Source organism: Tessaracoccus zhenghani (assembly GCF_054552775.1).
This window is the reverse complement of the sequence record NZ_CM137275.1, coordinates 2627277-2645562: the sequence shown is the minus strand read 5'-3', so window position 1 is coordinate 2645562 and position 18286 is coordinate 2627277. Positions and strand designations below refer to the sequence as shown.

General features: G+C 68.9%; 20 protein-coding genes. 9 read left to right on the top strand and 11 right to left on the bottom strand.

The window, feature by feature from the left end; all coding sequences use genetic code 11:
- Positions 1–6: 6 nt before the first annotated feature.
- The gene (locus ACX1DX_RS12445) at positions 7–3843 is read right to left on the bottom strand and encodes an alpha-N-acetylglucosaminidase TIM-barrel domain-containing protein (RefSeq protein ID WP_459396849.1); all 3837 of its coding nucleotides are present in this window, start codon (positions 3841–3843) and stop codon (positions 7–9) included.
- A gap of 177 nt (positions 3844–4020) precedes the next feature.
- Here ACX1DX_RS12445 and ACX1DX_RS12440 point away from each other — a divergent pair, with 177 nt between their 5' ends.
- Positions 4021–4599: a hypothetical protein gene (locus tag ACX1DX_RS12440; RefSeq protein WP_076063513.1), complete on the top strand. Its 579-nt coding sequence runs from the start codon at positions 4021–4023 to the stop codon at positions 4597–4599.
- Between the two features lie 40 nt (positions 4600–4639).
- Here the strand turns inward: ACX1DX_RS12440 and ACX1DX_RS12435 are convergent, their stop codons facing one another.
- The 5 genes from ACX1DX_RS12435 to ACX1DX_RS12415 all read right to left on the bottom strand — a co-directional run bounded on the left by ACX1DX_RS12435 (position 4640) and on the right by ACX1DX_RS12415 (position 7912).
- On the bottom strand, positions 4640–4966 hold the full coding sequence (locus ACX1DX_RS12435; RefSeq protein ID WP_076063511.1) for a type II toxin-antitoxin system PemK/MazF family toxin: 327 nt from the start codon (positions 4964–4966) through the stop codon (positions 4640–4642).
- Positions 4963–5169: an antitoxin MazE family protein gene (locus ACX1DX_RS12430; RefSeq protein ID WP_076063509.1), complete on the bottom strand. Its 207-nt coding sequence runs from the start codon at positions 5167–5169 to the stop codon at positions 4963–4965. Before ACX1DX_RS12430 ends, ACX1DX_RS12435 begins: the two co-directional genes overlap by 4 nt.
- 84 nt (positions 5170–5253) lie before the next feature.
- Complete coding sequence (locus tag ACX1DX_RS12425) at positions 5254–5853, bottom strand: malonic semialdehyde reductase (RefSeq protein WP_459396848.1); 600 nt, start codon at positions 5851–5853, stop codon at positions 5254–5256.
- A 65-nt stretch (positions 5854–5918) separates the two neighbouring features.
- Entirely contained in the window at positions 5919–7262 is a 1344-nt protein-coding gene (locus tag ACX1DX_RS12420; protein WP_459396847.1) for an ATP-binding protein, read from the bottom strand.
- Positions 7259–7912, bottom strand: coding sequence for a response regulator transcription factor (locus tag ACX1DX_RS12415; RefSeq protein WP_459396846.1), 654 nt, complete (start codon positions 7910–7912; stop codon positions 7259–7261). The genes ACX1DX_RS12420 and ACX1DX_RS12415 overlap by 4 nt, the downstream gene beginning before the upstream one ends.
- A 94-nt stretch (positions 7913–8006) precedes the next feature.
- Here ACX1DX_RS12415 and ACX1DX_RS12410 point away from each other — a divergent pair, with 94 nt between their 5' ends.
- The 4 genes from ACX1DX_RS12410 to ACX1DX_RS12395 all read left to right on the top strand — a co-directional run bounded on the left by ACX1DX_RS12410 (position 8007) and on the right by ACX1DX_RS12395 (position 11671).
- A complete protein-coding gene (locus ACX1DX_RS12410; RefSeq protein WP_459396845.1) occupies positions 8007–9227 on the top strand; it encodes a LolA family protein in 1221 nt (406 codons plus the stop codon).
- Positions 9224–10165, top strand: coding sequence for an ABC transporter ATP-binding protein (locus tag ACX1DX_RS12405; RefSeq protein ID WP_459396844.1), 942 nt, complete (start codon positions 9224–9226; stop codon positions 10163–10165). The genes ACX1DX_RS12410 and ACX1DX_RS12405 overlap by 4 nt, the downstream gene beginning before the upstream one ends.
- Positions 10152–10985 (top strand): DUF2705 family protein, encoded by an 834-nt coding sequence (locus ACX1DX_RS12400; RefSeq protein ID WP_459396843.1) that lies wholly within the window; start codon positions 10152–10154, stop codon positions 10983–10985. Before ACX1DX_RS12405 ends, ACX1DX_RS12400 begins: the two co-directional genes overlap by 14 nt.
- A 113-nt stretch (positions 10986–11098) precedes the next feature.
- Complete coding sequence (locus tag ACX1DX_RS12395) at positions 11099–11671, top strand: SOUL family heme-binding protein (protein ID WP_076063492.1); 573 nt, start codon at positions 11099–11101, stop codon at positions 11669–11671.
- Here the strand turns inward: ACX1DX_RS12395 and ACX1DX_RS12390 are convergent.
- From ACX1DX_RS12390 to ACX1DX_RS12380, 3 genes are all read right to left on the bottom strand, one after another.
- Positions 11657–12250: a hypothetical protein gene (locus ACX1DX_RS12390; RefSeq protein ID WP_459396842.1), complete on the bottom strand. Its 594-nt coding sequence runs from the start codon at positions 12248–12250 to the stop codon at positions 11657–11659. The two genes, ACX1DX_RS12395 and ACX1DX_RS12390, sit on opposite strands and share 15 nt — an antisense overlap.
- A 378-nt stretch (positions 12251–12628) precedes the next feature.
- On the bottom strand, positions 12629–12928 hold the full coding sequence (locus tag ACX1DX_RS12385) for a YlcI/YnfO family protein (RefSeq protein WP_076063487.1): 300 nt from the start codon (positions 12926–12928) through the stop codon (positions 12629–12631).
- A complete protein-coding gene (locus tag ACX1DX_RS12380) occupies positions 12915–13208 on the bottom strand; it encodes a BrnT family toxin (protein WP_143571042.1) in 294 nt (97 codons plus the stop codon). Before ACX1DX_RS12380 ends, ACX1DX_RS12385 begins: the two co-directional genes overlap by 14 nt.
- Positions 13209–13451: 243 nt before the next feature.
- Here ACX1DX_RS12380 and ACX1DX_RS12375 point away from each other — a divergent pair, with 243 nt between their 5' ends.
- Positions 13452–15035 carry an SDR family NAD(P)-dependent oxidoreductase gene (locus ACX1DX_RS12375; RefSeq protein WP_459396841.1) on the top strand — a complete coding sequence of 528 codons (1584 nt, stop codon included), beginning with the start codon at positions 13452–13454 and terminating at the stop codon, positions 15033–15035.
- Positions 15036–15247: 212 nt separating this feature from the next.
- Here ACX1DX_RS12375 and ACX1DX_RS12370 read toward each other — a convergent pair whose 3' ends face one another.
- Positions 15248–15535, bottom strand: coding sequence for a HigA family addiction module antitoxin (locus tag ACX1DX_RS12370; protein ID WP_459396840.1), 288 nt, complete (start codon positions 15533–15535; stop codon positions 15248–15250).
- Positions 15536–15551: 16 nt separating this feature from the next.
- Complete coding sequence (locus ACX1DX_RS12365) at positions 15552–15830, bottom strand: type II toxin-antitoxin system RelE/ParE family toxin (protein WP_459396839.1); 279 nt, start codon at positions 15828–15830, stop codon at positions 15552–15554.
- 152 nt (positions 15831–15982) lie between these two features.
- Between ACX1DX_RS12365 and ACX1DX_RS12360 the strand changes: the two genes are divergently transcribed.
- Genes ACX1DX_RS12360 through ACX1DX_RS12350 form a run of 3 tightly spaced genes read left to right on the top strand, consistent with a single transcriptional unit; the run spans position 15983 to position 18263 of the window.
- Positions 15983–16777, top strand: a complete 795-nt coding sequence (locus ACX1DX_RS12360) for a CPBP family intramembrane glutamic endopeptidase (protein WP_459396838.1) — start codon at positions 15983–15985, stop codon at positions 16775–16777.
- Positions 16778–16827: 50 nt separating this feature from the next.
- Complete coding sequence (locus ACX1DX_RS12355) at positions 16828–17898, top strand: serine hydrolase domain-containing protein (RefSeq protein ID WP_459396837.1); 1071 nt, start codon at positions 16828–16830, stop codon at positions 17896–17898.
- 2 nt (positions 17899–17900) lie between these two features.
- Positions 17901–18263, top strand: coding sequence for a hypothetical protein (locus ACX1DX_RS12350; protein ID WP_459396836.1), 363 nt, complete (start codon positions 17901–17903; stop codon positions 18261–18263).
- The last annotated feature ends 23 nt before the right edge of the window (positions 18264–18286 follow it).

The window sequence follows — 18286 nt, the reverse complement described above, 5'->3', positions numbered from 1 at the left end:
ACGGCCTCAGCCGAACAACACCATGTTGTTGAAGACCCATTCGTTGCGCTGGGTGAAGGCATACCCCCCACCCGCTTGTGCCGACGCCGCGTACACCGTCGTCATGGTGTAACTGCGGCATCCGCCCTGGCCGGTGCGTGCCGTGTCGCACTCCGTGCGCCACTGGCGGCCGGCGGAGGTGAACCCGGTGTCGTTGTGGTTGGCCAGCGGGTTCTGACCCCACTGCGCGCGGGTCATGTGCGGCAGGTACGTGAGGTTGTTGAACGCCCAGCCGCTTGTGCGGACGAACTCGCCGTCCTCGATGACCACGACGGTGGCCCAGATGTCGGTGCGGCAGCGCTCCGTGCGTGAGTACGGTTCGCAGGTGGTCATCCAGTCGCGCCCGTTCAGCGTGTGCTTCCCGGCCTTCGTGTACGGGGCGGTGGGCACGAACGGCTTGCGCGTCGGGGCGGTGCTCGTGGGGCGGGGGGTCGTCGGCTTCGGGCTCGACGACTTGCTCGGCGACGGCGACGCGGAGGGCGACGGCGACGCGGACGGCGACGGCGACGGCGACGCGGAGGGCGACGGCGACGGCGACGCGGAGGGCGACGGCGACGCGGAGGGCGACGGCGACGCGGAGGGCGACGGCGAGGGCGAGGGCGAGGCCGGCGCAGGGCAGGCGACCTTCGCCTCGGCCCAGTCACCCCGGTCCCACCAGGTCGCCTCGGTCTGGCCGCCGTTGACCACGCCCTCTGCCGGGTCCAATTCCAACTCCAACTCCGACACCCCGGTCACGTCGACGTCCACGGTCGCGGTCTGCCCCTTCAGGAGCACGTCGCTCTCGAACAAGAGCGCGTCGTCTCCCCATGCCCGGAAGATGACCGACGGGAACTGTTGCGGCCCGCTCATGGTGTCGTCGGGGCCCACGACCGCTGCGAACCGACGGCACTGCTCGCCGAGCAGGAACGACACCGTCGACGGCGCCTGCATCCCGAGGCCCTTCTCGTACGTCACGCCAGAGATCCGGATGGGCTGGGGGGTGGCGCCCGGCTGGCTCACCTCCCGGTCGCGCTGCACGGGGAACGCGCCGGAGTCCTCGGCCAGGAACGGCAGGTCGGACAGGTAGTGGTCACCGTACGCGGGCGGCTCGAGGACGGTGGCCTCAGCGCCCAACCTCAGCTCGGCGGCCGTGCCGAACTGGTGTCCGCCCGCCGTCTGCGTCCAGGACTCGTCGATCTGGAACCGGATGAATGGCCCCACCGTCGGGGCGGTGAAGTCGATGGTGGTGGCGGCTGCGCTGTTGGCGCGTTCCCCGGACGCGACGACGGTGGCTTGGGACCAGTCGTCATCGCTCGCGGAGGCGTAGACCGTGTAGCGCTTGGCCCGTCCGTTCACGCTGTCCTGGCGCGGCACGTACAGCAGCGACTCGATGGCGTGCCCGCCGGCCACGCGCAGCGTCACCCAGTGCGGCGGCGCGGCCACGGGGGTTCCCGACCAGCTCGAATGCCAGAACGTGCCGGTGTCGCCGTCGTTGACGTTCGCGGCGGCGCCGTCCTCACCCACCGTCTCCTGGCTGGACCAGCCGGTGACAGTCACGTCACTGCGCGGCAGCCACGGGTCCGGCGGCGGCTCCGGCAGCGGGCGTTCGACGGCGGCCTGGGCCGCCCGCGCGAGTGCCACAACGTCGCCTCGGGGCGTCGACCAGATGCCGGTGCGGTCCGTCGAGGCCAGCCACGGCTGCGCCTCGTTGAACCAGTCGAAGGACTGCACGGCCCCGCCCGTGGTGAGGGCGGTGCGGTGGGCGTCGAAGAACTTCTCCCAGCGGGGCTGGTAGTAGGTGCCGACGAGGCCTTGGTGCTCGCGGCCGGCGTAGTCACCGAGCCCGCTGGCGTGCCCCGAGCGCTGCGCCCACACGGTGAGCAGCGTGCGCTGGCCCTTCTCGAAGGTCGCCGCCTGCTCGACGGTGGTGCCGGCGCTGCGGGCCTCGTCGAGCAGGCGCCCGAGCAGGCTGATCTCCTGCGTTCCTGCGAGGTGGTCCACCAGCGCCATGTTCTCGAGCCAGCGGGCGGTCAGTTCGTCGAACTGCGCTGCGCCGCCGAGGTTGAACGCGTTGCGGATCTCGGGCAACAGGACGCGCCCGTGGTTGCTGAGCACCTGGCGAGCGACGTCCATCAGGTCGTAGCGGTAGGCCGCGTTGTCGCCGAGCCTCTCGGCGGCGGCGAGGAGCCGGGGCAGGGCGGTGGCGAACTCGGCCAGGTCATAGGTGGAACGTGTCGGCGACCACTGCGACGAGGTGGCCGCCGTCAGCGACGGGATCGCGGCGTAGAGGCTGTCGTGGGCCTCGGCGAAGTCACCGCTGGTCGGGAGGGTGTAGGCAGTGCGGCTGACGATCTGCCATGCCGCCACGGCGTCGGCGTCGCGGGAGCCGTAGCGCTTGAAGACGTAGTCGGACCACCACTGGTCGATGTCGACGGGGCCGGTGGTCCAGGCGAGGTTGGCGAAGAAGTCGAGTGCCGCGCCGTTGTTGTCGCCGCCCTCCGGCATTGCGGCGAGGCCGCGCATGGCGCTCCCTGCCTGGTCCTTGAAGCGGAAGTAGTCGGTGTTCCAGCGGGTGAGCTTGGCGCCGATGGTGGTGTCGCCGCCGTAGTTCCAGATGGTGCCGTACGCCCAGGGCCGGTTCAGCCAGGCAGCCTCGCGGCTGCCGCCCGGGTAGCGGTCCGTGATGCCGTCGACGATGAACGTGGTGGCGGGGTCGACCGCGCCCATGATGTCGTTCTGGGGGTTGGCCTGCCAGCCGAGGAACACCCAGGTGGCGCCGGGGTTGGCAGTCTGGAGGGCCTGTTCGATGCGCCTGGTCGCGGCGGGGATGTCGGCCGTGCCGCGCTGGCCGCCCTCGTGGAGGAGGTCCATCTTGTACATGGTGGAGCGGCCGAGGCGGGCGGCCGACGACTGGTAGAACTTCGCCGCGACGGCGGGGAACGCCGGCGAGTTGGGGTCCAGCCAGTCGGGGCGCTGGAAGCCCACCCAGCCGCCCTGCGGCACGACCACCGCTCCCGGGTTGCGGGCCACGAAGCCGGGCGGGACGGTGCCGAAGTAGCCCGGCAGCACGGGCGTCATGTCGAGTTCGCGGAGCCGGTCCGCGATCCGTCGGCCCAGCGCGGCACGGGCTTCGATCGAGGCCTCCGTCGTGCCGGCGGGCCAGGCGGCCATGTTCTGCAGCAGCCACCACGGCTGGTGCTCCGGGGTCGGGATCCACGCGGCGGCCTCGGCGGCGGTGTAGCCGAACTGGCGCAGGACGTCGAAGTAGACGGCCTCGGAGCCCACCGGCATGAACACCTGGTTGAAGCCGAGCGCGGCCAGTTCGTCGATCAATCGCTCCCACTGTTCGAAGGTGCGGTGGGCGCCGGTGTAGCCATCTTCTGTGTCGTTGCCGTAGTAGCGGGCGGCGACATTGGCGGTCCGGCCGAGTTCGCCGTCGGGCAGCGGGTAGGCGACGGCGGGGTCGACGTTGCGCACCGTGTAGCTGAGTGACTGCCCGATGCTGCCGAGGTAATGGTTCAGGCCGGCCACCGCCGTCGAGGGCGTGGAGGCGGTGACCCTGATCTTGTCGCCGCTGGCGCTGACGGAATAGGTGTCCTGCCCGGACGGCGGATCGGCGGGCACGGTGATCTCGAACCGGTTCGCGGCGGTGCCGAGGATGCGGGTGAACGCGTCGCGGGCTGCCTGCTCCTGCGCGTTGGAGGGGGCCGACGGCGGGGTGTCGGTGGCGTGACCGGTTGCCGCCGCGCTGGGCGGCAGGACAAACATGGTGGCGGCGAGCGCAGCCGACAGCAGCGCGGTGATGGTGGCGTTCCAGATCTTCACGTGGGCCCCTCGGCGGCAGAAGTGTGAACGTCAGCTAAGCATCCGGCTCCTCCACCTCGGGAGGGCCACGGCCGAATCGCGCCGGCCCGTTGAGCGGTCGGGGTGCACCGGGTGAAAGTTATGCTCCGACTACGGCTCCTGCATGAGGAGCACCGAGATTCGCCGAAAGGAAAGATCATGAATCACAGAATCGGCACCTCCATCATCGCCGCCATGGCAGCCCTCGGGCTCGCCGCATGTTCCGGCACCCCAGGGGAGTCGACGACGCCCTCCGCCTCCGTCGAAGCCCCCGCAACGGACACCACCACCACCGCCGAAACCGGCACCGAGTCGGCGTCGGCCGACCCCACCACCGAGTCCGCCTCCGCCGACCCCAGCGCGGACTCCGACGCGTCGACGCCGGCCGGCACCGACGCCCAGCAGCCGGTGGCGGACGCCTGCGCGAGCATGTCCGGCCCCCTCGCGGACGCGAGCAACGCGATCGCTGACATCGCTTCGGTCGGCACCACGGATCCGCAGGTAGCCGTGGACACCTGGACCGAGTTGGTCGAGGCCTACCGCACGGCCGCGGACAACGTGGTCAACCCGGAGGTCAAGGCGGCCGCCAGCGCCGTGCAGGAAGACGCCACGAAGATGCGCGACGCGATCCAGAAGGTCTACGTCGACCAGGACATGAGTGAGATGGGAGACGTCACCGAGGCCACCACTGAGTTCGGGGCCTCCATGGCGGAGTTGCAGGCGCTCTGCACCGGCTGAGTCCACGTTCATCGACGCGGGAGCCCGCTGACGCCATCTGTCAGCGGGCCATCCCGAGGAAGGTCATGAGGAGTCGCTCCAAGTCGACCATCTGCTGGCTGGAGAGCCTGCCGACGCGCACCTGCACGTTACTCCGCCTCACCGTTGTCAGCTTGTCGACCATCACGTCGCTGTCCTGGGACAACCCACCCGCGCCACCTGCGGGGATTCGCAATCGCAACAGTGGAGCGTCGATGAGCCTCGTGGTCAGGGGCACGACGGTCACCGAGTCCGTTTGATCGAAGACATCATCCTGAACGATGATCGCCGGCCGCGGTTTCGAGGCGTAGACACCGCCCGCCACCGTCCATAGTTCGCCGCGTTTCACTCCTCGTCCCAGTCGACGGAAACGGCCTCGATGAAGTCCTGCTCGTCATGTCTGCGGTCAGAGTCCGCCACTAGGGCGGCCTGGCGACGGGCTTCACGAGCGAATTGCTCCGACCGCACGTCCGGCACCCACACCTGCACCGCACGATACCCGCGAGCCCGCATTCGCTCGCGGTACTGACCCACCCTGTCGCTGACGCTCATGGATCCACGTTACATGTAACGCTCTCCCGCGACAAGAGGCTCATGTGGCGGCGTTAGGTTCGCGCGGGGCCGGGGCCGACGGGGTCAGACGAGGCTCGCGGCCTCGTCGAATGCGAGGCGCGGGTTGCGCGGGAACGTGCCGTCCTCGGCGACATGGCCGATGTTGACCACCATGAGGCTCCGCATCGACGTGCCGGGGAAGAACTCCCGGTCGAGGCCCGCGAGGTCGACGCCGCCCATCGGGCCGGCGTCGAGCCCGACGGAACGCACAGCGAGGATGAACCCGCCGGCCTGGAGCCACGCGTTGTTACGCGCGAACGCCTCGCGCATCGCATCGTCGGCCTCGAACCGGTCGCGCGCTCCGGCAGACTGGGGCGAGACGACGGGCAGGTGCTCGTGGAAGTCGATGTCAGCGGCGAGGATGGCCACGACGGGAGCCGACTCCGACTTGTGGCGGTTGAACTCCGCCAGCAACGGCAGCAGGCGGGACTTCGCCTCGGGAGTGCGCACGAACGTGATCCGCAACGGCTGGCTGTTCATGGCCGTGGGGGTGAACTTCGCCAGTTCGTACACCTGAGCCAGCTGCTCGTCGCTGACCGGCTCCGACGTGAAGCGGTAGGCGGTGTGCCGCTCGGTGAAGATGCGGCTGGCGGTGATGTGCTCGGGCGGGGCGACCAAGGTCATGCAGAATCATCCTTCAGAGAGGTAGTTGATCCTTCTACTATATCTCACGATCCGGAAACAGCCGTCTAAGAGGCCGGCGGCTGCGCGGCGAGCGTCAACTCCGCCCGAAGTCCGCCCAGCTCCGAGTCGCCCATCGCAACGTCGCCCCCGTTGTCGCGGGCGATCTCCTGGGCGATGGCGAGCCCCAGACCGCTGCCCCCGGCTTCACGCTGGCGCGCCTCATCGAGGCGGACGAACCTCTCGAACACACGCTCCCGATCCCCCGGCGCGATCCCCGCCCCGTCGTCCTCGACCACGACCCGGGGCCCCGCAACCGTGATGCGAACCCGGGAGCCGGCATGCCGCACCGCGTTGTCGACGAGGTTGCGCAGCACCCGCTCCACGGCCGGCCCGTCTACCGTCGCTTCGCCTTCCCCCATCACCTCGAGCGCCACCCCGGCGCGGCGCGTACCCGCCACCTGCTCCGCCACCGCCCGCAGATCGGTCAGACGACGACGTCCACCCGCCGCCCCGACCCGGGCCAGCAGCAACAGGTCGTCGACGAGTGCCTGCATCCTCAGCACTTCCGGCTCCAGCTCGGCCGCCAGCTCCCCCGTCGGGAAGGCGTCGGGATGTGACAGGGCCACTTCGATGCTCGCCCTGAGTGACGACAGCGGCGACCTGAGCTCGTGCGCGGCATCCTCCACGAATCGGCGTTGCCGCGACGCCGCCCGATCCAGTCGATCAAGCATCTCGTTGAGCGTGCGTGCGAGCGCGGCGAGCTCGTCATCCGCGTCGGGCACCGGCAACGCCCCGGGCCCACCCTCACTCGCCACCCGTGCGGCGGCCACCCGGAGCTCCTCCACTGGGCGCAGCGCCCTGCCCAGTGCGAGCCAGATGAGTCCAGCCAGCGCGAGGGTCAGGATGGGCACGACCCCGACGAGCGATACGCGAAGCGCCCCGAGCACCCCCTCCACGTCGCGCAGCGGCAGCGCGACCACCACGGTGACGCGCTCCCCTCGCCAGGTCGCAGTCCTGGCGGCGATGCGGGCGCGGTCGTCGTAGGCGGTGGGCAAGGTGACCCCGAGTCGCTCCGTGGCGAGCGCTGCCTCCTCGGCGCTCAGCAGCGGCAGCGTTCGGCTGGCCGACGCGGAGCTCGACACCACCAACCCATCGGTGTCGAGCACCTGCGCGATCTCTCCGGGCTGGGTGACGGGGAGCGGATCCGGGAGCCGGTCGTCGGAAGCGAGCCGGGCGATGGTCTCCACGCGGGCGGTGGCAGCGCGGTCGAGTTCGGCGACGCGGCTGGAGGAGACGACGGCGGTCAGCGCGACGGCGCCCAAGGACAGCCCCACCGCCAGCAGGCCGGCTGTCAGCAGGGTGAGCCGTAGACGCAGCGACAGCCCTCCCCACCGCACGGGGCCAGTCATCCGACGGCCCGGTAGCCGGCGCCCCGGATGGTCGAGATGACGTCGCGACCCAGTTTGCGCCTCAGGTAGCCGACGTAGACCTCAACGACATTGAGGTCCTCGCCGGTGCCCTCCCAGACGTGGTCACGCAGCTCCACCTTGCCGACCACGCGGTCGCTGTGGCGCATCAGGTATTCCAGCAACGCCACCTCGCGGGCGGTCAATTCCACCGCCGCGCCGCCCAGCGTGACGGCTCGGGTGGACGGATCAAGGGTGAGCGCACCCACTTCGAGCACGGCCGGCCTGGCGCCGGAGGGTCGCCGAACCAGAGCCCGGAGCCTCGCCACGAGCACGACGAACGAGAACGGTTTGGTGAGGTAGTCGTCTGCACCGAGGTCGAGGGCGTCGGCCACGTCGTATTCGCCGTCCTTCGCGCTCAGCATCAGCACCGGGGTCCAGACGCCGCGCTTCCGCAGCTCAGCGGTCACCGCGTACCCGTTGCGCCTCGGCAGCATGATGTCGAGCACGATGGCGTCGTAGTCGCCGTGGGTGGCCATCGTGAGCCCCGCGTCACCGTCGTGAGCGACGTCCACAGCGAAACCCTCAGCGGTCAGTCCCCGTTGGAGCGCGCGCGCGAGGGTGCGCTCATCGTCGACCACCAGTACGCGCACGGCTTCATCATGTCATTCACGCGTCGTCCGCACCCCAGCGCCGCACGCTCCGGCTCTCAGCAGCCTCTCAGCGAGCGGCGCCTATCGTGGCACCATGACCGATTCCCAGGTTGACCGCCGTTCCCCGCTCCGCTCCCCGTGGGCGGTGCCGATCGTCGTCGTCGTGGCCGTCGCTGCCTCCCTGGCCGCCCAGCCACTGCTGGCCGCGGGCGAATCGAATGATCTGCCCGACATCTCCGCCGAGGAACTCGTCGCTCGAGTGCTCGAGGCCGACCCGCAGCCGATGTCCGGCACGGTGGTGCACACCGCACGTCTCGGCCTACCCGACCTCCTCTTCACCGAGGCAACCGGCGCCGACCCGATGTCGCTGCTGGGCGGCAGCTCCACGCTCAAGGTGTGGACCGACGGCGAGCAGCGGTCGCGGGTGGCACTGCTGGGCGCCGTGTCCGAGTACTCGGTCGTGGCCGACGGAGCGGACCTGTGGACCTACTCCAGCTCCGACGACGAGGCCGTGCACTACAGCGTCAGCGATGCTGACCGGGCGCGCCTGGAGGCGATGAGCGAGGAGGCCCGTGCCGAGGTCCTCGCCCGCAAGGCGGAACTGCCCACCCCGCAGGAAGCCGCAGCGGAAGCGCTCGCGAAGGCCGACGAGTCCAGCACCATCAGCGTCGACTCCCAGATGATCATCGCGGGCAGGGACGTCTACCAGCTCGTCGTGACCCCCGACACCGACGCCACCCTCGTGGAGCGCGTCGTAGTGGCCGTCGACGGCGAAACGATGACCCCCCTCCGCGTACAGACCTGGAGCACCCAGGACCAGACAGCGCCAGCCGTCGAGATCTCCTTCACCGACGTCTCCTTCCAGATGCCCAACGAATCGGTGTTCGACTTCTCCCCTCCCGCGGGAGCCACCGAGCGCGAGGTCGTCGTACCGCTCCCCGAGCAGGATGGCGCGATGCCGTCGCACGAGGGCACGCAACATCAGAAGCCGACGGTCACCGGCTCGGGATGGGAGAGCGTCGTCGAACTCCAGGGAATGGACCTCACCAAGCTCCTCGCCGCTGACCCGGGCGCCATGTCCGGCATGCCCGATCGCCTTGTCGGATCGGACGAGGCCCAGGAACTGATGGACGAGTTCACCCCCGACCACTCCGGGGGGATGGGGCTCGACACCGCAGCGCTGTTCGAACAGCTCACCACGGAGGTTCCCGAGGGACGCCTGATCAGTTCCACGCTGCTCAGCATCCTCATGACCGACGACGGCCGCGTGCTCGTGGGTGCTGTGCCCGCCGAGACGCTGCGTGCGATGGCGTGAGCGCCCCCGCCATCGAGACCTCGGGGCTGACCAAGCGCTTCCGCTCCGGGCAGGTGGCGGTCGACGGGGTCGACCTCGCAGTGCCGCACGGTGCTGTCTACGGCTTCCTCGGCCCCAACGGGTCGGGGAAGACCACCACCATCCGCATGCTGCTGGGCCTCGTTTCCCCCACGGCCGGCTCCGCACGCCTGCTCGACCGGCCGATGCCGGGAGACGCCCTGGAGGTGCTTCCCCGCGTGGGGGCGCTGGTCGAGGGACCCGCCTTCCATCCCTACCTCAGCGGACGCGCCAACCTGGCCCGGCTCGACGCCTGTGACGCGACGTCCACCCGGTCCTCGTCGCGGCAACGGATCGGCGAGGCTCTCGAACGGGTGGGGCTCACCGCCGCCGCCCGCAAGCCGTACCGTCAGTACTCGCTTGGGATGAAGCAGAGGTTGGGACTCGCAGCGGCGCTCCTGAGGCCCCGCGACCTGTTGGTGCTCGATGAGCCGACCAACGGCCTCGATCCCCAGGGCACCCGGGAAGTCCGCCACCTCATCCGCGAGCTCTCGGCCGAGGGCGCCACCGTGCTGGTTTCGTCCCATCTGCTGGCTGAGATCGAACAGGTCTGCACGCACATCGGGATCATGAGCCAGGGTCGGCTGCTGGCCCAATCGGAACGGGCATCGCTGGTCGCCGACGACGCCGCGACGCTGGTGGTCACCACCAACCTCGACGACGTAGCTACCGCCGCCGATGTGCTCCGCGGGCTCGGGCTCGAGTCAGTAACCGCCGAGGGCGCCGTGCTGCACGCTGCGCTCGGCGCCACTCCCCCGTCGGGGGTGGCCGCAGCGCTGGTGCACGCCGGCGTCGGCCTGGACGGGCTCGAGGTCCGACGGCGCAGCTTGGAGCAGTTGTTCGTGGAACTGACCGGGGAGGGCTTCGATGTCGCGCGCTAGGGGTTCGTTCGGACGGCTGGTCCGCAGCGAGCTTCGGCTCCTGTTCGGGCGACGGCGCACGCTGGCCCTGTTGGCGGGTCTGGCCCTGGTGCCACTCCTGCTCGCCCTCGTCTTGTTCATTGCCAGCAACTCCGGCATGAGCGGGCAGGGCCCAGGTTTCATCGACAGGGTGACCGGCAACGGACTCTTCCTGGTCATCGCCGCACTGTTCATGTGCCTGCCGTTCCTGCTGCCCTTGACCATCGGCATCACGGCCGGCGACGCCATCGCCGGTGAGGCCCAGACGGGGACCCTGCGGTACGTATTGACGGTACCGGTGGCCAGAACCCGGTTGCTGGCGGCTAAGGCCCTCGTCGCACTCGCTTTCGCGTTCGCGGCCGTGCTGGTGATCACGATCGTCGCTCTCGCCGCCGGCGGTGCATTCTTCGGATTTTCGGAGATGACGTTGCTGTCCGGCACCACGGTGTCCCTCGGCGCGGGCGTGGCCCGGATGCTGGGCGTCGCGGCGTTTGTGGCCCTGTCGCTGACAGGTTTGGTCGCCGTCGGGCTGTTCTTCTCAACCCTGACGGAGGTGCCGGTCGGCGCGATGGCCGCGACGACCGTCGTGGCCGTGGTGTCGTCGGTGCTGGACACGCTGCCGCAGCTGTCGGCCATCCATCCCTATCTGCTCACGCATCACTGGTTCGACTTCGCCGAGTTCCTCCGCCTCGAGGTCGACTGGAGTGTCCTCGCGTCCGGCCTTCTGGTTCAACTGGGCTGGGTGGCGATCTTCGCCTCGCTGGCCTGGGGCCGCTTCAGGACCGCCGACGTCACAGCCTGACCTGGCTCGAAGAAGCCGAGGCGGGCAAGCAACCGCCCGCTACCCCCACATCTTCCGGGCCGGATGTGGGAGTTCCGGGCAGTCCGTCGGGTCCGGAGTGTCACGCTGGTGCCATGACGGAACAGCAACCGTACGAGGTCCTCAGGCGCTTCCCTCTCTTCGAGGCGCGACGTTACCCCGCGCACCTGGTGGCCGAGGTGGAGGTGGAAGCCTCGTTCACCCGCGCGGGCAACGAGGCATTCGGGGTGCTGGTGGCCTTCATCTCCGGCCGCAACAGCACCCGGGGCAAGGTCACGATGACCGCGCCGGTGCTGCAGGAGCAGGCACCGACCAAGATCGCCATGACCTCACCCGTGGTCCAGCAGCCCGGCGCCGAGTCGGGCCGACACGTGGTGGCCTTCGTGATGCCGGCCGAGTTCACGTTGGATACGCTGCCGACACCTTCCGATCCACGCATCCAGGTGCGGCAGGTCCCTGCCCAGGTGGCCGCGGTCAAGCCCTTCACCGGACGCTGGACGGAGCACATCTACCAGCAACAGTTGGCAGCTCTCCGTGGCGCCGTCGAGCAGGCTGGACTCGAGGTGAGCGGGCCGCCCCGATTCGCCCGCTTCGATCCTCCCTGGACGCCGTGGTTCCTCCGTCGCAACGAGGTGGTGCTGCCGATCGCCTTCTCACCCGGCCTGTGATCGAGGTGGCCGCGACCTGCGGGCCCGCCACCATGCGGTGACGGCGATGACCACGCCGATCACCAGCAGAAGGAAGCTGACGGACAGGGTGAGCCACTTGCCGGCGGTGAAGATCGGCGCCAACTCCGCCAACACCGGCGTCCGGGCCGGATAACGTGCCATCACCGTCGCGGCGCAGATGTTCTCGGCGTAGTCCAGCGCCACCACGACCACCGGAAGCACCGCTACCGACCGCCAACGACTCCCCGCGGCTGTCGCTCGCGCCCAAACCCAGGCGAGTGTCGTCATCAGGAACGCCCCGTACACCAACGGCCAGATGACGTCGAACGTCACGCGCGCCTGGACATACGCGGCTCGGCCGTCTGGTCCCCACGCCTCGGCCGCCGCGTACAGGTCCCCCGGCCAGTACCACAGGGATGTGTCCGGGGCGGGGTAGCGGACCGTGTAGAAGGCCCCTGCCTCAGCCTGGTCGGGCAGCACCATCGCGGTGAACACCGCGAACAGCAGCGTCGACGCGATGGCCATCCATCCCCGTACCCCGTGCGCCAAGCGCTCGGCCAACCGTTCCACCACCGTCATGGCACCTCGTCCCGGTCAGCTGCACGGATGGCAGCACCGTCCTGTTGTGAGTGAGCGTAGCTGCTGCGGGTACCGGCAGCCGGCTGGCTGGAACGGGGCGGCTGCCCTTGGATACCACACTGGTATCAGCGGTCCACCGCCCGAGTGTGCGGGTCTTCGGTGGGGAGGCGTATACCGCTGTCGACGCCAAATCAGTGCGTTCGGAACGGTTGTGGCCATCCTTACTTCGTTCTCCCTTCTGTGGCAGGGACAGGACCGGCGAGCACTTGCGGAAGATCGCCGTCGCGATCAAGCTGCTCAAGTGACTGCCATGGGTGGAGTGGACACCAACCGCACCGCAGATCCACCTGCGGCAGATCAGGACGTTGGTCGGACGGGTCAGGCTACTCGTGAGGCAAGGTCGTCCAACTCTGCCCGGATCCTGGCAATCAACGCCCCGGCGGATTCGTCGGAACCCGCCAGTTGGGTCAGGAGAATGTCCCGAGCCAGTGTGGACACGGGGAGGCCGCGTCGTTCTGCGAGCCGCGTCAACGCCTCGAGTTCCTCGGCGTTCAGGCGAACCTGAAGCGTCTTGGCACGCTGGTGTCCGCGGGTCACCCTACTTCCTGGCTTGAGGCCGGCATCTCGGTTGCGTTCGGCCGCTTCAGCTTCGGCCGCGATGAGATCACTGATCGACATCCAACTGTTCCTCTCGGTATCGGCGCTGGTCTGTACTGTTCGACGGCCACGCGTTGACTCCCCAGGTGATCCCTTCATCCGGGAGCACGATGACCGTGATCAGCATGCTGGTCGTGGATGACCAGCCGATGACCCGGATGGTTCTGCCCGAGTCAGACGAAGGATCTGGGTCGATGGCCAGCCTGTTCGGATCGGCGAAGGCCTCGTCGGCGACGTCCGGCGTCAGCCCGTGCTTTGAGATGTACTCGCCCCGGTGCCGCCAGTCGATGCCTTCACCCACAAACTCAGCGTACTACGCACGCACTACGTTATCCAGCGGTTCCCCGCCACCGTGACATTCTCAATTCGGCAGTTGCGCACATTCACAACTCGGGCTGTCACCCCTGGTCCGTGCCTCCGATCAGCGTGGGCAGGGGATGGGGACTCCAGGCACGGTGGCGGAGACACTCATGGACGCCTTGGCTTCGATGGACCCATGGGGCTGTGAGGTGCCCACGGCCGAGTCCTGAGTACGCTTAGCGCCGTGTCGAATCCAACAGCGCCCGAGCCCACTGCAGCACCCTCCTCGGCGGCGGTCGGCAGCGGAGTCGACCCAGACGACCTGGCCGCGACCTTGCGGGTCTTGCGCACCATCCACGAGCTCGACGAGGCCCACCCCGATTTCGTGGCCGTCCGACGGGCGACCGGCAGGATGTTCAAGGCGGTCAAGCGCCACCGTCGAGGCGTCAAGCGAGCGGCGATCCAGGACAACGACAAGGCGATCGTCGCCGGCACAGCCACGGGGGCTCCCGACCGCATCGACGATGAGACGCGGGGGCTGGCGCTCACGTCAGGCGTCGAGGCGCCGACGGCCGGGACGCTCATGAAGGCCCGACCCTGCTACATCTGCAAGCAGCGGTACACGCTGGTGGACGCGTTCTACCACCAGCTCTGCCTCGCGTGTGCGGCCATGAGTCACGCCAAGCGCGGCGCGCGGACGGATCTGACCGGCAAGCGAGCGCTGCTGACCGGCGGCCGGGCCAAGATCGGAATGCACATCGCGCTGCGGCTGCTGCGCGATGGTGCCCACACCACGATCACCACCCGCTTCCCGCGCGACGCGGTGCGACGCTTCGCGGCGATGCCCGACGCCGCCAACTGGCTGCATCGACTGCACGTGGTCGGCATCGACCTGCGTGATCCGTCCCAGGTCATCGCCTTGGCCGACGCGGTGGCCGCCCGGGGCCCGCTGGACATCCTGATCAACAACGCGGCACAGACCGTACGGCGCTCGCCTGGTGCGTACGCGCCCCTCGTCGACGCCGAGTCGATCCCGATCCCGGACGGATTGTGGCCCGAAGGCCAAGGCCCAGAACTCCTGACGTTCGGGCACACACGAGACCTGCATCCTCTGGCACTGGCCGAGTCGGTCAAGGCCCACCCGCTGCTCGCGGCGGCGGACGCCGCGGTCACCGGCTCTGCCTCCACTCACGCGGATGCCGAGGCTGCAGCCCGCCACGCCCAGCGCCTGACAGACATGGCTCTGGCTCCGGGCTCGTCGTCACTGGCGCGTCTGGCCGACGGCTCAGCGATCGACGCCGGAGGGCTCGTTCCCGACCTTCACGACTCGAACAGCTGGGTCCAGGGCGTCGGCGAGGTGGACGCGCTCGAGATGCTCGAGGTGCAGCTCTGCAACGAGACGGCGCCGTTCATCCTCATCAGCCGCCTGCGGCCGCGCCTGGCCGAGGCGGCGAGAAACGTGGCGAGTGGTCCGGCCCGGGCGTACGTGGTCAACGTGTCAGCGATGGAGGGGGTCTTCGGGCGCGGCTACAAGGGTCCCGGCCATCCGCACACCAACATGGCGAAGGCGGCGGTCAACATGCTGACCCGGACGAGCGCGCGGGAGATGTTCGAGTCCGACGGCATTCTGATGACCAGCGTCGACACCGGCTGGATCACCGACGAGCGACCGCACCCCACGAAAGTTCGGCTCGCCGACGAGGGGTTCCATGCGCCCTTGGACTTGGTCGACGGAGCCGCCCGGGTCTACGACCCGATCGTCCGCGGGCAGGCCGGCGACGACCTGTTCGGCGTCTTCCTGAAGGACTACGCACCCTCACGTTGGTAGGCCCGCACGACAAGAACTCGCCTCGCCAACCGCCTCATGAACCGCCCCCACCCCGGCCCAGGCCCTGGGCTGGCGGTGGCCGGGCCGCGGTCACCTAGCAGGAAACGGCCAGACGAAGCTCTGCGCCTTTGTCGGCCCAGCGGGGAGGTCGCGCGCCAGCGCTACGCAAGCAAGGTCGCCTGAAGCACCAGGTGCGGCAGATCCGGATGTTGTCAGGCGACGGGGTCGAGCTTGCGGACGGAGGGCAGCCCGGCGGCACGCTCCGCCGCGAGGTCATGAGCCGACTGCAGTGCCAGCCAAGCACGGGCGGTACCAACGCCCGCCCCCTCCAGTCGAACAGCAAGGTTGGGGCTCACCCGGGCATGGCCGTGCAGGACTCGGCTCAACGTCACCCGGGAGATCCCGAGCCGGGACGCAGCCTCCCCGACACTCAGCCCCAGGTTGCCCAGCACGTCCTCACGCAGGATCTCGCCGGGATGTACCGGAGTCTTCATCACCATGTTGTCCACCTCCTGGTCAGTGGTAATCCTGATAGTCGACGAGTTCGACGTCGCTCTCAGTGAAGCGGAACGTGATCCGCCAATTGCCGTTCACCCAGACCGACCAGTGCCCGGCCAGGTCCCCTTTGAGGGGGTGGGTCCGAAACGACGGGATCGCGAGGTCGTCCGGGGTCTGTGCCACGTCAAGCAGCGACAAGATGCGCAGCAGTTTGGGGACGTGAGCCGCTTGAACACCCTTCTTCGAACCATCCCGATACAGCCGCTCCAGACCCTTGTGCCTGAAGCTGACGATCACAAGACAACAGTATCGCGTAACGCTACGCGATACCAACCATTTCCTCACCGTCCACCCTGAAGGCCACACCCCTCTCCTACGCGGCGTAGTATTCATGGCGGGGCCGTTGACGACCCGCTTGGTTCGTCTCCTCCCCTAAGGAAGTGGCTGTCATGAACAGGCTGCAAGAGAACCGTCCCATTTGGCACGCGGTCGCGTGGATAGCGATCTACGTGATTGCGGTCAACATCGGCGACTGGCTTTCAACGCTTGTCGGCGTTCCGAATGCGGGGGCCAGCGCGGTGCTGGTCCTGCTCGCGGTGTGGCTCGTGGTCCGCCTCCGCAAGCACGGTTGGCTGACGTACTACGGCGTCCGCCCCCTGCGCAGGCGCGATTTCAACGCGACGCTGCTATACATCCCGCTCCTACTGATCGCGCTGATGCAGTTCACGAAGGGTTTCAGGGAAGACCTCGACTTCACCACGGTGGCGCTGATCATCGTTCTCATGGTCGCTGTCGGTTTCCTTGAGGAACTGATCTTCCGCGGCATGTTGTTCCGCGGGATCCAACGCACCAGCACGTTGACGCGCGCGGTTGTGATCTCCGGCGTCACTTTCGGCATCGGGCACATCGTGAACCTCACCAGGGGAATGGCGCCGTTGGATCAGGCAATCCAGATCGCGTTCGGTGTCACCCTGGGAATCGTCCTGGCGCTGCTGTTCGCCGTTACCGGCACGATCGTTCCGCTCATCGCCTTCCACGCCCTCCTCAACATCAGCGGGAATCTGACTAGGGCGGATGCGCAGGCAGAACTGGTCATGCTCGCCGCGACCACGCTGGTCTGCGCCGGATACGCCGGGTACTTGATCACCGTGCTTCGACGACGTGGGCCCAGCCCGGAGATATCGCAACCCGCGCCTTCGGACACCGCGGCCGCTCCGCCGGCGCGAGCTTCGGCTCTCACCTGAGCGGGGCGGCGAGACGGGTGCGCACTTCCGAGGTCTCGAGGAGGGGTCTCTTGGCTGCCGGCGCCGGCGCCGGTGCGATGGCGCTGCTGGCGCTCGTTGGCCCGCGCCCGGTGGGAGCGGCCGCGGGCCGTACCGGCGATCCTGCGCTGCTCCGGCGCGTGGACCCCCATCTCCAGGGGCTCAATCGCGTGGCACTGGCCTATGTCGACGGGGATGCCACCCAGTTTGCGGGCATCGGCGCGGACCAGACCACCCCCTTCGGGATCGGCTCGGTGTCGAAGACCTTCTGTGGCGCCGTGCTGATGGACATGGTTGCCAAGGCCGAAGTGAGCCTCGACACCACCGTCGGCGAGATCACCGACGCAAGCGGATCCGAGGTGGCCGACGTCACGCTGCGGGAGCTCGCGTCCCACACCTCCGGCCTCCCGGACTTCACGGCGAAAGCGGCCGGGAGCCAGAACACGTGGTTCGGGTTGCTCCACGCAGACGGCTTGCGGCAGGACGCGGCCGAGACCGTCGCCGACATCCTCCAGCAGGGCACGGAAGGACGGGGCAGCTACTCCTACTCCACTGCCGGCATCGCCCTGCTCGCCCACCTCCTGGCGGCGAAGGCCGCGACCACTTACGGCGAGCTGCTCACGGAACGCATCCTGGAGCCGTTCGCACTGACCGACACGCTGCTCCCCGCGACTGTGGCGGACCTGCCGGAGGGATGGACCAAGGGCCGGCTCGGCGGGCGACCCGCAGAGCCGTGGATCCTGGGGGGTCTGGGGCCGGGCGGCGGCATGTGGTCCACCTGCCAGGATCTTGCGTCCTGGCTGCGGCTGACGCGGGACGGCCGCCAACCGGGCTCCGCTGGGCTCGACCCGGTGGCCCCGGCGCCGATCCTGCCCTGGATGCCGGAGGCCCAGATGAGCATCACGTGGGTCCGGGCCTCCACTGCCGGCGGCGAGGAACTCATCTTCCACAACGGGCTCACCGGGTCGCACCATTCGTACGTGGGGTTCTGCCCCCGCACCGGGCGCGGCCTGGCCTACGTCGTCAATTCGGTGCCCACCGGTGCCCAGTTGCTCACCCTGCAGGGCGACCTCGTGAGCGCCCTACTGGACGAAGCGCACTAGCCATGAGCGAGACATTCGTCCTGGCCCTGTCCGCCGCACTGGCCCTCGCCACCGTCGTCGGTACTGGATGGGCGATGTGGCGGATCACGCGGCACAATCCCAGCCGCCATCGCGCCCTCTCCTACGTGCTGTGGAGCGTCACGGGCACCACGCTCATCGGGGTGGTTCTTCCTGCCATCGTGATGGGAATGGTGGACCCCTTCCCCATCTGGATGGTCCAGGCGACGTTCACGTCGGCGACTGCGGCGGCCCTGGGCTGGCGGTGGCCGGCCCTGCCCCGTGAGCCGCGAGACCGCGCCTGGGTCGCCGTCGGCTCGGTGGTCTTGGTTTTGGCGCTTGCGCTGGCCGGGGTCGCGGTCAGCTAGCAGGAAACGGCCAGACGAAGCCC

What these genes read in the sequence shown, in the direction of transcription:
- ACX1DX_RS12440 (WP_076063513.1), top strand. Translation starts at nt 4,021, where the DNA reads ATGAATCACAGAATCGGCACCTCCATCATCGCCGCCATGGCAGCCCTC.
- ACX1DX_RS12430 (WP_076063509.1), bottom strand. Translation starts at nt 5,169, where the DNA reads ATGAGCGTCAGCGACAGGGTGGGTCAGTACCGCGAGCGAATGCGGGCT.
- ACX1DX_RS12425 (WP_459396848.1), bottom strand. Translation starts at nt 5,853, where the DNA reads ATGACCTTGGTCGCCCCGCCCGAGCACATCACCGCCAGCCGCATCTTC.
- ACX1DX_RS12420 (WP_459396847.1), bottom strand. Translation starts at nt 7,262, where the DNA reads ATGACTGGCCCCGTGCGGTGGGGAGGGCTGTCGCTGCGTCTACGGCTC.
- ACX1DX_RS12410 (WP_459396845.1), top strand. Translation starts at nt 8,007, where the DNA reads ATGACCGATTCCCAGGTTGACCGCCGTTCCCCGCTCCGCTCCCCGTGG.
- ACX1DX_RS12400 (WP_459396843.1), top strand. Translation starts at nt 10,152, where the DNA reads ATGTCGCGCGCTAGGGGTTCGTTCGGACGGCTGGTCCGCAGCGAGCTT.
- ACX1DX_RS12395 (WP_076063492.1), top strand. Translation starts at nt 11,099, where the DNA reads ATGACGGAACAGCAACCGTACGAGGTCCTCAGGCGCTTCCCTCTCTTC.
- ACX1DX_RS12390 (WP_459396842.1), bottom strand. Translation starts at nt 12,250, where the DNA reads ATGACGGTGGTGGAACGGTTGGCCGAGCGCTTGGCGCACGGGGTACGG.
- ACX1DX_RS12385 (WP_076063487.1), bottom strand. Translation starts at nt 12,928, where the DNA reads ATGTCGATCAGTGATCTCATCGCGGCCGAAGCTGAAGCGGCCGAACGC.
- ACX1DX_RS12370 (WP_459396840.1), bottom strand. Translation starts at nt 15,535, where the DNA reads ATGGTGATGAAGACTCCGGTACATCCCGGCGAGATCCTGCGTGAGGAC.
- ACX1DX_RS12360 (WP_459396838.1), top strand. Translation starts at nt 15,983, where the DNA reads ATGAACAGGCTGCAAGAGAACCGTCCCATTTGGCACGCGGTCGCGTGG.
- ACX1DX_RS12350 (WP_459396836.1), top strand. Translation starts at nt 17,901, where the DNA reads ATGAGCGAGACATTCGTCCTGGCCCTGTCCGCCGCACTGGCCCTCGCC.